The following is a 14206-nucleotide window of genomic DNA, read 5'->3' on the forward strand; positions in this document are numbered from 1 at the left end:
CGCAGGGAGGGCATTTCGCGCACAATTCAGGCCACTTTTCCAGCATGTTGCGGCATTGCCCGGATGCAAGCCTACGTCTACAAGAGCCTGCGCAAGGCCGATACCTATGTGTACCTGGCGGCGCGCGACGATTTCGCGCGCGTACCCGAGCCGCTGCGCACGCAGCTGGGCGAGCTGCAGTTCGTGCTGGACGTGGCGCTGACGCCCGAGCGCAAGCTGGCGCGCGACGACGTCAAGGCCGTGCGCGCCAACCTGTCCGCGCACGGGTTCCACATCCAGTTCCCGCCGACCTGGGCCCTGAACGGCAGCGCCGATGCCTGACCCCGCCCATCGCCGGCTGGCCATCGTGGCCCTGGTCGCAGGGCTGCTGCTGTCCCTGCTGACCTTCTGGCCGGGGCTGCCCGCGCTGCTGGGCGGCTGGCTGGCGCAGCCGGCCCTGGCGCTGGCCGTGTCCTGGTTCGCCGGCACCCGCGGGCGGCCCTCGGCGCGGTTCCTACAGCACGACCTGCTGGCCCCGACGCTGCTGTGGGCGCTGGCCCTGGCGGTGGCCGGCGGGCTGCTGGCCTGGCCGCTGGGCAGCCTGCGCGGCGCGGCCAGCCTGAGCGCCACGCTGGGCCTGAGCGCCGCCGCCGCGGGTTGCGTGATCGCACTGTGGCGCACCTGGCCGCTGTGGCAGTCGGTGGAGCGGCAAAGCGCCCCGGCCGGGCGCCATCTGCATGCGCTCAAGGCCGCGGAAGCCGGTGCCTGGCGCGGGCTGGCCGTGGCCCTGGTGCCGGCCTCGATCATCGCCGCGCTGCTGTGCCTGGCCTGGCCAGCGCTGCTGCCCAGCCACGCCCGACTGCCTGCCGCGGTGGCTTTCGCCCTGCTCTCGCCGGTGCTGCACTGGATCCTGCAGCGCACCCCGCGCGCGGCCGGCCTGCCGGTGATGGAGATGCGCACGCCAAGGCCGGCCCCGCGCGAGGAGATTCCGCTGGTGGCCGCGCCCGCACCGCTGGCGCCGCTGCCGCCGGAGCCGGCCATCGACCGCTCGCTCGACGGCGCGCTATACGAAGCCGCGCGCAGCGGCCGCGTGGACCGCGCGCTGGAGCTGCTGGAGCAGGGCGCCGACCCGCGCGCCGCGCCGCCGCCGCAAGGCCGCGACCAGCGCGCCCTGGTCGCCTTGGCCGCGGTGCTGCCGGACCTGCGACTGCTGCGCACCTTGATCGCCCACGGCGTGGACGTGAACCAGCTGCACGCCGGCATGACGCCGCTGCTGGCGGCCACGCGCGACAGCTGGCACGGCCGCCCGGACGCGGTGACCACGCTGCTGGCCAATGGCGCCGATCCGCGGATCGGCGACCGCGACGGCAACACCCCGCTGCACCATGCCGCGCGCAGTTCCGACCCGGGCGTGGCCGCGCTGCTGCGCGATGCCGCCGCCGAGATCGACGCGCTCAACAAGGAAGGGCTGACCCCGCTGGGCGTGGCCTGCCTGGTCGGCAACTGGCGCCTGGCCAAGTACCTGCTGGAGCGCCATGCCAAGCCCGAGCCGCCGCAGGGCCGCGCCGTGCTGCTGGCCGCCGCGGCCACCGAGGAGGACGACCCGGCCGGCGTGCAGTTGCTGCTCAAGCACAAGGCCAAGCTCAATGTGCGCGGCGCCGGCGGCCGGACGCCGCTGCACGAGGCGGCCCTGGCCGGCCATCTGGAGATCTGCGAAGCCCTGCTGGCGGCCGGCGCCGAGGTCGACGCGCGCGATGACGCGCAGCGCACGCCCTGGCTGGATGCGGCACGCGCCGGGCGCGGCCCGGTGCTCGATGCCCTGGCCCGGGCCGGCGCCGACGTGAACGCCGTGGACGCCCAGGGCCGCAACGCGCTGGCCCTGGCCTGTGCGGCCGAGTCCATCGCCCCGGCGCGCATCACTCGTCTGCTGGAGCTGGGGGTGGACGCGCAGCAGGCCGACCGTGAGGGACGCCGCGCCGTGGACCTGGCCGCGGAAGCCGGCCGCTGGGCCTTGGTGAGCGCGCTCGACCCCGACTACCCCTTGCCTTCGGCCGTGGCCGAAGGCGGGGCCGAGACCCCGCCGGACCGCACCCCGGCCTCGCTGCTGCGCGATGCCCTGGCCGCGCGCAAGCTGGAGGACCTGGATGGCCTGGTGAAGCTGTGCGCGCCGGAGGAACTCGGCGCCCTGCTGCACGACCCGGCCCTGACCGGCGATGTCGGCGCGGTGCGCTGGCTGCTGCGCCACGGCGCGGCGCCGGAGGTGCTCAACAGCCAGCGCGACACCCCCTTGATGGCGGCCCTGGCGCAGGGCGCGGCGGGCATGCCGATCGCGCGTGTGCTGCTCAACACCGGCCTTTCGCCGAGCGGACGCGGCGGCCTGGCCCGCTTCATGGCCGCCTGCCTGGCCGAGGGCCAGGGCGATGCGGCGGCCGAGACTTTCGCCCGCGGGCTGATCGAACGCGGCGCGGATCTGTTGGCTGTGTCTCCGGCCGGCGACCCGCCGTTGTCGCTGGCCCTGCGCCTGGACTGGGCCGCGCTGGCCGATGACCTGTTGCTGCGCGGCGCGGACCGCCAGGCGCGCGACGCGCGTGGCATGTCGCCCCTGCACCTGGCCGCCGCGCTGGGGCGCGAGGAAGACGTGCGCCGCCTGATCGCGCACGGCGCGCGCCCGGATGTGCGCGCCGCCGATGGCCAGACGCCGTTGGGCGTGGCGCTGTCCAGCGGCCGCCGCGACCTGGCCGACTGGCTGGATTGGCGCGGCTGGAAATTGCCGACGCGTCCTTTACGCGCGGCCGACCTGCCCTCGGCGGCAATGGCTGGCGATGCCGATGCCGTGCGCCGCCTGCTGGCGCTGGGCTTTCCCATCGATGCGGTGGACGGGCAGGGCTGCAGCGCGCTGCTGCGCGCGGCCGGTGGCGGGCACCTGGCCACGGTCGAGCTGCTGCTGGCGCGCGGCGCCGACGCCGGCCAGGCCGCGCGTTCGGGCGCCACCCCGCTGTCGGCGGCGGTGAGCATGCGCCAGACCGACGTGGTCGCCGCCCTGATCGCCAGCGGCGTGGACCTGGAACAGCGCCTGCCCGGCGGCGTCACCGTGCTGATGCTGGCCGCCGCGCTGGGCCTGCCGGACATCTGCGCGCGGCTGCTCACCGCGGGCGCGGACATCCAGGCCAGCGACGACCAGGGCCTGACCGCGCTGCACTGCGCCGCCCTGTTCGGCTTCTCCTGCAGCGATCGCGAGCGCCTGGTGGCGCTGCTGGATACCCTGCTGCTGGCCGGCGCCGACCCCGAGGCCGCCGCGGCCGGCTCGGTCACGCCGCTGCTGCTGCTGCTGGGCGCGCGCGCCGAGCCGGGCACCAGCGCCAATGAAGAGGTGATCCTGACCGCGCTGGCCCACCTGCTGGACGAGGGCGTGTCGCTGGAGGTCAAGGACCCGCGTGGCTTCGGCCCGCTGCACCTGTCGGCCCTGCACGGCATGCTGCACGTGGTGCAGCGCCTGCAGCGTGCCGGCGCCGACCCGGACATGCGCGATGCCCTGGGCCGCACCCCGCGCGAGATCGCGGTGATGCGCGGCTTCGTCGATGTCGCCAGCGAGCTGGCCCCCCCGGTCCCCGGCACGGGCGCCCCGCTGAGCCGTTTCCTGCGCGAGCGGGGCTGACGATGGAGCAGCCCTCAGCGCCCGGACACGCCCCCATTGAGTGGGCCGATTTTGAGCGCGTGGTGATGGTGGCCGGTACCGTGCTGCGGGTGGAGCCCTTCCCGCAGGCGCGCAAGCCGGCCTATCAGGTGTGGGTGGACTTCGGCCCCTACGGCGAGCGCAAGACCAGCGCGCAGATCACCGGCCTCTACCAGCCGCAGGACCTGGTGGGCCGGCAGATCGTGGGGGTGATCAACTTCCCCGAGAAGCAGATCGGCCCAATGCGCTCGCAGTTCCTGCTCACCGGCTTCCACACCGAAGACGGCGTGGTGGTCACCACGGTCGAGCGACCTGTGGCGAACGGGGCGCGCCTGGCTTGAGGCCAGGAGTGAGGGGTGGGGCGAGAAGTGAGGAGTGAGCAAGGGCGAAAAGCCACTGCTCTTGCTCACTCCTCACTCCTGGCTTCACCACTCACTTCTCAAGCGGCGCCGGCGCCGCCTCGCTCTCCCCGTCCTGCTCGTCGGCGGCGAACAGTTTTTCCAGGTCGCGACGCGCCGCGCGGGCGGTCTGGATCACCGCGGCCTCGTCGTCGTAGACCAGGTACTGCTCGCGCAACACCTTCTCATCGTGCGCGCGGAAGCGGCGCACGTCCTCGGCGGCCTTGCCCGCGTCGATTCCCAGCGCTTGCAGCGTGCGCTCGCCCAGCTCCAGGCTGGAGCCGAAGGTCTCGCGGAACGGTTCGGCGTTGAGGTCCATCAGCCGCCAGGCATGCTGGCGGTTGCGTGCGCGCGCCAGCACCGTGGCATGCGGGTACATGCGTCGCATCAGGCGTGCAGCGCGGATGTTGGTCTCCGGATCGTCCATGGCCACCACGAACACCCGCACGTGCTCGGCGCCGGCCGAACGCAGCAGGTCCGGCCGCGTCGGATCGCCGTAGTAGATGCGCGCATTGCCGAAGCGGCGCAGGTCGTCGATGGTCTCGGCGCTGTGTTCCAGCGCCACGAACGGAATGTGCTGGGCGGTCAGCAGGCGCGCCACGATCTGCCCGAAGCGGCCCATGCCGGCGACCAGCACCCGCGGCTGGGTGTCTTCCATCGTGTCGAACGCGCGCCTGGGCGCCCCGCGTTCCGTGGCCGCCAGCCAGCGCGTCAGGGCGATCAGCAGCAGCGGCGTCAGCGCCATCGACAGACCCACGATGGCCACCAGGCGGTCGTTGTCGGCGGCGCTGAGCAGGCCCACCTGTTCGGCCTGGTTGAACACCACGAAGGCGAACTCCCCGCCCAGCCACAGCACGCCGCCGAGCCTGAGCGCGCTGCGCCAGCCCAGTCGCCCAGGCATCCGCCCGACCAGCAGCAGGATGCAGAACTTCACCGCCAGCAGGATGCCGACCCCGGCGGCGATGCGCCCCGGCTCGGCGATCACGCGGTCCAGGTCGATGGTCATGCCGATGGCGATGAAGAACAGGCCCAGCAGGAGGCTCTTGAACGGCTCGATCTGCGATTCCAGCTCGTGCCGGAATTCCGAGTCGGACAGCAGCACGCCGGCCAGGAACGCCCCCAGCCCGGCGCTCAGGCCGGCCAGCTGCAGGAACCACGCGCTGCCCAGCACCACCAGCAGCGAGGTGGCGGTGAACACCTCCGGCATGCGCGTGCGCGCCACGATGCGGAACACGTGCCGCAGCAGCAGGCGGCCGCCGGCGATCACCATGACGATCGCGCCGATGGCGCGCATGGCGTCGGGCCAGGTCAGGGTCTGGTTCTTGGCCCCGGCCAGTAGCGGGATGGCCGCCAGCAGCGGGATCGCCGCCAGGTCCTGGAACAGCAGCACGGCAAAGCCCAGGCGCCCGTGGTCGGTAGCCAGTTCCTTGCGCTCGGCCAGCAGCTGCAGGCTCACCGCCGTGGAGGACAGGGCCAGGCCCAGGCCGACCACCAATGCCGCTTTCCAGCTCTGGCCATAGGCGAACAGCATCCCGCCCAGCGCCGCGCCGCTGAGCAGCACCTGCAGGCCGCCGGCACCGAATACCGGCTTGCGCATCACCCGCAGGCGCGAGGGCGAGAGCTCCAGCCCGATCACGAACAGCATCATGATCACGCCGATCTCGGCGGCGTTGAGGATGCGGTCGGCATCGCGCACCAGGCCCAGGCCATCGGGGCCGAGCACCACGCCGGCCACCAGGTACGCCAGCACCGCGCCCAGGCCCAGGCGCTTGAACACCGGCACGGCGATGACCGCCGCCAGCAGGAACACCAGGGACAGGACCAGACTATCGCCGTGCATGCGCAACCTCCGTGCCGCATTATGCGGCGCCATGCAAGCCTTGCGGTGCTTCGTGGATGCTCCGGTGCGTAAGCAATCGCTGCGATTCATGTCATGCGACTGGCTCAAGCGGCCTGGCGATCAAGTGTCCGGTGCGGGTAATCTCTGGCCATGGCTAAGCCCGCATCCGGTGACGACTCAACGAAGGCTGCGGAGGCCGCAGGGCAATACCCATTGTTTGCCGACGGCGCGACGATGCGAAATGGTGAGGCGGGGAGGGGTGTGCCCACGCCGAATTTCAGTAACTTCGTGGTCTATGTGGACGAAAGTGGTGACCATAGTCTGGAAAGCATCGACGCCCAATACCCGGTGTTCGTGCTGGCTTTCTGCGTCTTTCAGAAAGCTTATTACGGTCAGGCCATCGTCCCCGCACTGGAATCGTTCAAGTTCCGGCATTTCGGACATGACGTCGTGGTCTTGCACGAGACGGATATTCGGAAGGAGCGAGGGCAGTTCCGCTTTGCCAGTCGCGCGCACAAGCAGGCTTTTCTGGATGAGTTGACCGACATCATCGCGGAGAAGCACTTCATCCTGATCGGCTGCGTGATCGACAAAGTTCGATTGCGGGATCGCAGTCAGAACCCGTATCACCTGGCGTTGGGGTTCTGCCTGGAAACGCTGTACGAGCTCATGCAGGAGAAAGGACAGGACGAGCTGACGACGCATGTCGTCGTCGAGTGCCGTGGGAAAAGGGAGGATGCGGACTTGGAACTGGAGTTCTTGCGAGTCTGTGCAGGCGAGAACAAGTTCGAGCGCCCATTGCCGTTCGAGGTGGTCTTCGCGGACAAAAAAACCAACTCGTCAGGCCTGCAGCTGGCCGATCTTGTCGCGAGGCCGATTGGCTTGTCCATTGTCCGGCCCGACCAGGCCAATCGCGCCTTCGACGTCCTGCGGCATAAGTTCTTCTGCAGCGGAGGACGCGCTCATGCCGGTGCCGGATTCGAGGGCTGGGGGTTGAAGATTCATCCTGCCCTGGAAAGCGAAAGGCCCCGGTGAACGCACCGAGGCCATGACGCCGGCCGGGAACCCCCAACCCACTTGGACCGATTATGGAGTCCTTGTTCCGGTGTTTGCAAGGATGCGCCGAGGGTTGCCAGGCGCATGGCAAGCAACTTCTTCCTCAGCGCGCCACCGGCTAAGGAGGCGCTATCGCTTCATCGAGCTGAAGAACTCGTCGTTGGACTTGGTGTTCTTCATCTTGTCGAGCATGAACTCCATCGCGGCGATCTCGTCCATCGGGTGCAGCAGCTTGCGCAGGATCCAGATCTTCTGCAGCAGCTCCGGCTCGATCAGCAGGTCCTCGCGGCGGGTGCCCGAGCGGTTGATGTCGATGGCCGGGTAGACGCGCTTTTCGGTGATGCGACGGTTCAGGTGCACCTCGCTGTTGCCGGTGCCCTTGAACTCTTCGTAGATCACCTCGTCCATCTTCGAGCCGGTCTCCACCAGCGCGGTGGCGATGATGGTCAGGCTGCCGCCTTCCTCCACGTTGCGCGCCGCGCCGAAGAAACGCTTGGGACGGTGCAGGGCGTTGGCGTCCACGCCGCCGCTGAGCACCTTGCCCGAGCTGGGCACCACGTTGTTGTAGGCGCGCGCCAGGCGGGTGATCGAGTCGAGCATGATCACCACGTCCTTCTTGTGTTCGACCAGGCGCTTGGCCCGCTCGATCACCATCTCGGCCACCTGCACGTGGCGCGCGGCCGGCTCGTCGAAGGTGGAGGAGATGACCTCGCCGCGCACGGTGCGCTGCATTTCGGTCACTTCTTCCGGACGCTCGTCGATCAGCAGCACGATCAGGTGCACGTCGGGATGATTGGTGGTGATAGCCGTGGCCACCTGCTGCATCATCATCGTCTTGCCGGCCTTGGGCGGGGAGACGATCAGCGCGCGCTGGCCCTTGCCCTGCGGCGCCATCAGATCGAGGATGCGGCCGGAGATGTCTTCGGAGGAGCCGTTGCCGCGCTCCAGGGTGAAGCGCTTGCGCGGGAACAGCGCGGTCAGGTTCTCGAACAGCACCTTGCCCTTGCTGGCCTCGATCGGCTCACCGTTGATGGTGTCCACGATCGACAGCGCGAAATAACGCTCGCCATCCTTCGGGAAGCGGATGCGGCCGGCCAGGTGGTCGCCGGTGCGCAGGTTGAAGCGGCGGATCTGGCTGGGCGAGATGTAGGTGTCGTCCGGGCCGGCCAGGTAGCTGGCCTCGGCCGCGCGCAGGAAGCCGAAACCGTCGGGCAGGATCTCCAGCACACCGTCGGCGGCCACGCCTTCGCCGTGGCGGGTCAGCACCTTCAGCAGCGCGAAGATCACGTCCTGCTTGCGGGCACGGGCCACGCCCTCGTGGATCTGCAGCTGCTCGGCGATGTCCAGCAGCTTCTGCGCCGGCATGCGCTTGAGATCGCTCAGCGAGTACTGCGGGAAGCCCTCGGGCACCTGCGGGTGCGGCCGCGGCACGAACGGCTCGTTGGCGCCGTCCTGCGGCAGGCCATCGGCATAGCGATCGCGGTTGCGCTCGCGGCGGTTGCGGAACCGGTCGCGGCGGTTGTTGCCGTTCTGGTTGTTGCCGCCGCCCTGGTTGTTCTGGTGGTTCTGGTTCTGGAAGCGCTGGCCGCCCTGCGGGGAATGGCCTTCGCGCTGTCCGCTCTCGCCGCCGGCATCGCCGGCCGGTGCCGGGGCGCTGCCCTCGCCGGAGGCGGCAGGCGCGGCCGGGGCCGGCGGCGGCGCGCTCGGCGCGGGCGAAGGCTCGCCGCCGGTGGGCGCGGGCGCTTCGGACCGGGCGGGCTTGGCTTCTGATTTGGTCTCGGGTTTGTCTGCGGCGGCAGCCTTGCTGACGCGCGGTTTACGCACGCGCTTCTCGGCGGGAGCGCCGGTTTCTTCGAACAGGTCGGACAATGCGGAATCCTCGCTATGCTGGCGAGCGCCTGCGGGATGCGGGCGGGAAGAGAAAGGGAGTGGTGTCTCAGATGGGTGCGGCATGGAGTCCATGCCGGATGCGGATGACGTTATCACCGCAGACGGGATGGCGGCAAGCCTTGCCCTTCCCGTCAAGTCTTTGGTTCAGCCCGCAGCGGGCAGCGCGGGCGAACCGGAACACGCAAGCCGTGACGCGGCCTTCACCCCAGGGTGCGACCGCGTCGGGATCAGACCGCCGCGCCGATGGCCTTGTCGATCATCTGGGTCAGCTGACCCTTGCCGACCGCGCCCACCTGGGTCGCCTGCACCTGGCCGTCCTTGAACAGCAGCAGCAGCGGGATGTTGCGCACGTGGTACTTGATGGCCGTGGCGCGGTTCTCGTCCACGTTCAGCTTGACCACCTTCAGGCGGCCCTCGTAGCTGTCGGCCAGCTCGTCCAGCACCGGGGCGATCATCTTGCAGGGGCCGCACCACTCGGCCCAGAAGTCCACCAGGACAGGCTCGCTGGACTGCAGTACGGATGCGTCGAAGTCGGCGTCGCCGACGTGGGTCACCTTGTCGCTCACTAGGGGTCTCCTGCGGAATCGCGGGTCGCGGGCCGGGTCGGCCAGAAGGATTGCGGTAACATGGGGCGTTTCGCGGCAGAACCAAGCCTTCGGGCGTCGCCGTGCTGTCCGTCACCGGGGACGCAGTGTGCGACGGGGCCGGCAGCGATGCAAGCGACACCGGCCGCCCTTCCAGCACCGCCACACGCGGTGACGCCAACAGAGAATTCATGAGCGACAAGCCCTTAACCGATATCGTTTTTTCCTCGTTCGACCTGCATCCGGCGCTCCAGGCCGGCCTGGAAACGGCAGGTTTCACCCGCTGCACGCCCATTCAGGCGCTGACCCTGCCGGTGGCGCTGGCCGGGCGCGACGTGGCTGGCCAGGCCCAGACCGGCACGGGCAAGACCCTGGCCTTCCTGGTCGCGGTGATGAACAGGCTGCTCAACCGCCCGGCGCTGGCCGATCGCAAGCCCGAAGACCCGCGCGCGCTGATCCTGGCGCCGACCCGCGAGCTGGCCATCCAGATCCACAAGGATGCGGTGAAGTTCGGCGCCGACCTGGGCCTGCGCTTCGCGCTGGTGTATGGCGGGGTGGACTACGACAAGCAGCGCGAGCTGCTGCAGCAGGGCGTGGACGTGATCATCGCCACCCCGGGCCGCCTGATCGACTACGTCAAGCAGCACAAGGTGGTCTCGCTGCACGCCTGCGAGATGTGCGTGCTGGACGAGGCCGACCGCATGTTCGACCTGGGCTTCATCAAGGACATCCGCTTCCTGCTGCGGCGCATGCCCGAGCGCGGCACCCGACAGACGCTGCTGTTCTCGGCCACGCTGAGCCATCGCGTGCTGGAGCTGGCCTACGAGCACATGAACGAGCCGGAAAAGCTCGTTGTCGAGGCCGAAAGCATCACCGCCGCGCGCGTGCGCCAACGCCTGTACTACCCGGCCGACGAGGAGAAGATCCCGCTGCTGCTGGGCCTGCTCTCGCGCAGCGAAGGCGCGCGCACCATGGTGTTCGTCAACACCAAGGTCTACGTCGAGCGCGTGGCCCGCGCGCTGGAGAAGGCCGGCTACCGCGTCGGCGTGCTCTCCGGCGATGTACCGCAGAAAAAGCGCGAGACCCTGCTCAAGCGCTTCCAGGCCGGCCAGCTGGAACTGCTGGTGGTCACCGACGTGGCCGCGCGCGGCCTGCACATCGATGGCGTCAGCCACGTCTACAACTACGACCTGCCCTTCGATGCGGAGGACTACGTCCATCGCATCGGCCGCACCGCGCGCCTGGGCGCCGAGGGCGATGCGATCAGCTTCGCCTGCGAGCGCTACGCGATGAGCCTGCCGGACATCGAGGCCTACATCGAGCAGAAGATCCCCTCCGAGCCGGTCACCGCCGAGCTGCTGACCGCGCTGCCGCGTCCGCAGCGGGAGCCGGTGGAAGGCGAGGAGGCCGGCGAGAGCGTAGGCCAGATCTTCCGCGAGGCACGCGAAGCCCGCGCGGCCGAGGAAGAGCGTCGCGGTGGTGGCCGCGGCAAGCCCGGAGGCGGCGCGGGTCGCGGTCGCGGCGAGCGCCGCGAGGGCGGTGCCGCCGGTGGCGAACGCAAGCCGCGTCCCCCGCGCAAGCCGCGCGTGGCCGAAGGCGAGGCAGGCGAGGCTGTGGCACAGGCCGTCGCACCGGCCGTGGCCCCCGGCGCGTCGGCGGCCCCGGCCGCGGTGCCGAACGAAATTGCAGGCGCCGAGGGCGAGCGCAAGCCGCGCAAGCGTCGCCGCCGTCGCCACGGCCGTCCGCTGGAGCAGGGCGAGAACGCGGCACCGGCGCAGCAGGCCAACGGCGCCGCCGCGCCCACGCCCGCCTCCCGCCCGGCCGCGGCGCCCAAGCCCGCCGCTGCCAAGCCGGCAGCGCCGTCCGCGCCGGCCAACGACTCGTTCCTGACCCGGCTGGGTCGGAAGATCAAGTCGCTGGTGGGTGGTTGAGAAGTCAGGAACGAGTGAATAGGAACGAGGAACGAGTAACGGCAAGGCAGCACCGCACTCACTCGTTCCTCTAATCCCGCGGGCCGACCCGGCAACCGCTTCGCACTCACTCGTTCCTCGTTCCTCTCCACTCGTTCCTGCTTCAACTCGTCCTGCGTCAACGCGCATGCGGGCATAATCCCCCCCATGACCGTCCTTCGTTTCGAAAGCGTCAGCAAGCGCTACAGCGGTGGCCACGACGCCCTGATCGACATCAGCTTCGAGGTGGGCGAGGGCGAGATGCTGTTCGTCACCGGGCACTCCGGCGCCGGCAAGAGCACGCTGCTGAAGTTGATCCACCTGTCCGAGCGGCCCAGCCAGGGCACGGTGATGTTCGCAGGGCGCAACCTGCTGAAGGTGCGCGGCGGCCAGGTGTCCCTGCACCGGCGCCAGGTCGGCGCGGTCTACCAGGACCACCGCCTGCTCACCGACCGTTCGGTGGCCGAGAACGTCTCCCTGCCCTTGATCCTGCGCGGCGAGCGCCGCGACCATATCGGCAAGCGCGTGCGCGAGGTGCTGACCCGGCTGGGCCTGGGCCATCGCGAGCGCGCACTGCCTGGCGAGCTGTCGGCCGGCGAGCAGCAGCGCGTGGGCATCGCCCGCGCCATCGTCTCCGAGCCGCGCCTGCTGGTGGCCGACGAGCCCACCGGCAACCTGGACCCGGCGCTGGCCGCGGAGATCATGTCGCTGTTCGCCTCCATGCCCGAGCGCGGCACCAGCGTGCTGGTGGTCAGCCACGACCTGCCGTTGATCCGGCGCATGCGCAAGCGCGTGCTGATCCTGGACCACGGCAAGCTGATGGACGACATCTCGCCCGAAGACCTGGCCGACTGAAGGCGACGATCGACCCATGAGCGAACGCATCGACAATCGACCGGCCAAGGGCCCGCGCTCGGCGCCCGGCATCTGGCTGGACCAGCATCTCTACAGTTTCGTCTCCAGCCTGGGCCGGGTGGTGCGCAAGCCCTGGTCCACGCTGTTGACCATCGGCGTGATGGCGGTGGCCTTCGCCCTGCCGCTGGGCCTGTGGCTGGCCCTGGCCAATGTCCAGCATTTCGCCGGCGATGTGCAGGAATCCCGGCAGATCGACGTGTTCCTCAAGCCGGACGTGACCGTGGCCCAGGCCCAGGCGGTGGCGCGCCAGCTGCAGCAGCGGCCGGACGTGGCCAAGGTGCAGCTGCACACGCCCGAGCAGGGTCTGGCCGAGTTCCGGCAGATGAGCGGCCTGGGCGATGCGCTGGATGCGCTGGACGAGAACCCGCTGCCGAGCCGGCTGGTGGTCGTGCCCAAGGGCGATGACACCGCCCTGGCCGCGGCGCTGACGCAGTTCCCCGATGCGGACAAGGTGCTGCACGATGCGGTCTGGCGCCAGCGCCTGGACGGCTGGCTGGGCTTCGGCGCGCGGCTGGTGGTGGTGCTGGCCGCCATGTTCGGCATCGGCGCGCTGCTGGTGGTGGGCAATACGGTGCGCCTGGACATCCAGTCGCGGCGCGAGGAGATCGGCGTGCTGCAGCTGCTGGGGGCCAGCGATGGCTTCATCCGCCGGCCCTTCATCTACCTGGGCGCCTGGTACGGGCTGGCGGCCGGGCTGCTGGCGCTGGGCCTGGTGGCCGCCGCGGCGGTGGCCCTGCGCGAGCCGCTGGCCGGCCTGGCGCGCAGCTACGGCAGCCAGTTCGTGCTGGGCGGGCTGGACCCGCTGCGCGCCGGGCTGGTGCTGCTGGGCGCCCTGGTGATCGGATGGCTGGGCGCGTGGCTGGTGACAGGTCATTATCTGCGGCAGACCCGCCCCACCCAGACCTAGAGCGCGCGCCCAGCCCATGTCCACAGCCGAACTGCGCCACCTGATCAGCGACGCCCCCCGGATCATGGTGGTGGATGGATCCAAGATGGTGCGCAAGCTCATCACCGACGTGCTCAAGCGTGAGCTGCCGGCGGTGGACGTGGCCGGCTGCGCCAGCGTGGCCGAGGCGCGCAAAGCACTGGAGGCCGGCCACGTGGACCTGGTGACCACGGCGCTGACGCTGAAGGACGGCGATGGCCTGGAGGTGGCGCGCGCGGTGCGCGAATCGGCCGGCCAGGCCTACGTGCCGGTGATCGTGGTCTCCGGCGAGGCGCAGGCGCACCTGGAGCAGCGCCGCTTCACCGAGTTCGTCACCGACTACTTCGACAAGGCCTTGGGGCACGAGGCGCTGGCTGCCTTCATCCGTGGCTATGTGCAGCCCGAGGCCGTGCCGGGCGCGACCGTGCTGTACGTGGAAGACAGCCGCGTGGTGGCCGAGGCGACCAAGCGCATCCTCGAGCGCCATGACCTCAACGTCGTGCACGTGCTGCGCGCCGAGGACGCCTTCGCGCTGCTGACGGCCGAATCGCTGGGCATCTCCAAGCACAAGTTCGACGTGATCCTCACCGACGTTACCCTCAAGGGCGAACTGTCCGGGGTGGACGTGGTGCAGCGCGTGCGCGTGGATTTCGACTACGGCAAGCGGCGCATGCCGATCCTGGTGATGACCGGCGACAGCAACCGCGACAACCAGTCGGCGCTGCTGGTGGCCGGGGCCAATGACCTGGTGCTCAAGCCGATCGAGGAGCGCCTGCTGGTGACCAAGGTACTGTTCCAGCTGCGCCTGGCGCGCATGGGCGGCGAAGCGCAAGGCCGCTGAGGAGCGCCCCGGGCCAGCGCCTACGCGCGGCAGGTGCGTTTGCCAGGCAACGGTACCGGCAGCGCCCGGCATCGCCAGGTCGGCGTGCTGGCCGCCTGCGACGGCCCTGCGCGGGCGCCATGCGAAAATGCGCGCTTTGCCGTAGGGAGCAGCCGC

General features: G+C 70.2%; 11 protein-coding genes. 8 read left to right on the forward strand and 3 right to left on the reverse strand.

All coding sequences use genetic code 11. From position 1 onward, the window contains the following. The first annotated feature begins 63 nt into the window (after positions 1–63). From EPA99_RS07700 to EPA99_RS07710, 3 genes are read left to right on the forward strand one after another with little or no spacing between them, the layout of a single operon-like run. Positions 64–321 (forward strand): YcgL domain-containing protein, encoded by a 258-nt coding sequence (locus EPA99_RS07700; RefSeq protein ID WP_129470625.1) that lies wholly within the window; start codon positions 64–66, stop codon positions 319–321. Beyond that, on the forward strand, positions 314–3634 hold the full coding sequence (locus EPA99_RS07705) for an ankyrin repeat domain-containing protein (RefSeq protein ID WP_129470626.1): 3321 nt from the start codon (positions 314–316) through the stop codon (positions 3632–3634). Before EPA99_RS07700 ends, EPA99_RS07705 begins: the two co-directional genes overlap by 8 nt. A gap of 2 nt (positions 3635–3636) precedes the next feature. Continuing rightward, complete coding sequence (locus EPA99_RS07710) at positions 3637–3993, forward strand: tRNA-binding protein (RefSeq protein WP_129470627.1); 357 nt, start codon at positions 3637–3639, stop codon at positions 3991–3993. A 91-nt stretch (positions 3994–4084) separates the two neighbouring features. Here EPA99_RS07710 and EPA99_RS07715 read toward each other — a convergent pair whose 3' ends face one another. Then, the gene (locus EPA99_RS07715) at positions 4085–5890 is read right to left on the reverse strand and encodes a monovalent cation:proton antiporter-2 (CPA2) family protein (protein ID WP_129470628.1); all 1806 of its coding nucleotides are present in this window, start codon (positions 5888–5890) and stop codon (positions 4085–4087) included. Positions 5891–6040: 150 nt separating this feature from the next. Between EPA99_RS07715 and EPA99_RS07720 the strand changes: the two genes are divergently transcribed. Beyond that, positions 6041–6925: a DUF3800 domain-containing protein gene (locus EPA99_RS07720; RefSeq protein WP_206733719.1), complete on the forward strand. Its 885-nt coding sequence runs from the start codon at positions 6041–6043 to the stop codon at positions 6923–6925. Positions 6926–7075: 150 nt separating this feature from the next. Here EPA99_RS07720 and rho read toward each other — a convergent pair whose 3' ends face one another. Both rho and trxA read right to left on the reverse strand, forming a co-directional pair. Further along, the gene (rho, locus tag EPA99_RS07725) at positions 7076–8815 is read right to left on the reverse strand and encodes a transcription termination factor Rho (RefSeq protein WP_241688310.1); all 1740 of its coding nucleotides are present in this window, start codon (positions 8813–8815) and stop codon (positions 7076–7078) included. A gap of 248 nt (positions 8816–9063) precedes the next feature. After that, positions 9064–9402: a thioredoxin TrxA gene (trxA, locus tag EPA99_RS07730; protein WP_129470630.1), complete on the reverse strand. Its 339-nt coding sequence runs from the start codon at positions 9400–9402 to the stop codon at positions 9064–9066. A gap of 209 nt (positions 9403–9611) precedes the next feature. Between trxA and rhlB the strand changes: the two genes are divergently transcribed. The 4 genes from rhlB to EPA99_RS07750 all read left to right on the forward strand — a co-directional run bounded on the left by rhlB (position 9612) and on the right by EPA99_RS07750 (position 14050). Further along, entirely contained in the window at positions 9612–11351 is a 1740-nt protein-coding gene (gene rhlB, locus EPA99_RS07735) for an ATP-dependent RNA helicase RhlB (protein ID WP_129470631.1), read from the forward strand. A 186-nt stretch (positions 11352–11537) separates the two neighbouring features. Further along, entirely contained in the window at positions 11538–12224 is a 687-nt protein-coding gene (gene ftsE, locus EPA99_RS07740) for a cell division ATP-binding protein FtsE (RefSeq protein WP_129470632.1), read from the forward strand. Positions 12225–12240: 16 nt separating this feature from the next. Further along, positions 12241–13191, forward strand: a complete 951-nt coding sequence (gene ftsX / locus EPA99_RS07745; RefSeq protein WP_129470633.1) for a permease-like cell division protein FtsX — start codon at positions 12241–12243, stop codon at positions 13189–13191. Positions 13192–13207: 16 nt separating this feature from the next. After that, positions 13208–14050, forward strand: coding sequence for a response regulator (locus EPA99_RS07750; protein ID WP_129470634.1), 843 nt, complete (start codon positions 13208–13210; stop codon positions 14048–14050). Positions 14051–14206 lie beyond the last annotated feature (156 nt).

The sequence above is a fragment of the Pseudoxanthomonas composti genome (assembly GCF_004122095.1).
GTDB lineage: Bacteria > Pseudomonadota > Gammaproteobacteria > Xanthomonadales > Xanthomonadaceae > Pseudoxanthomonas_A > Pseudoxanthomonas_A composti.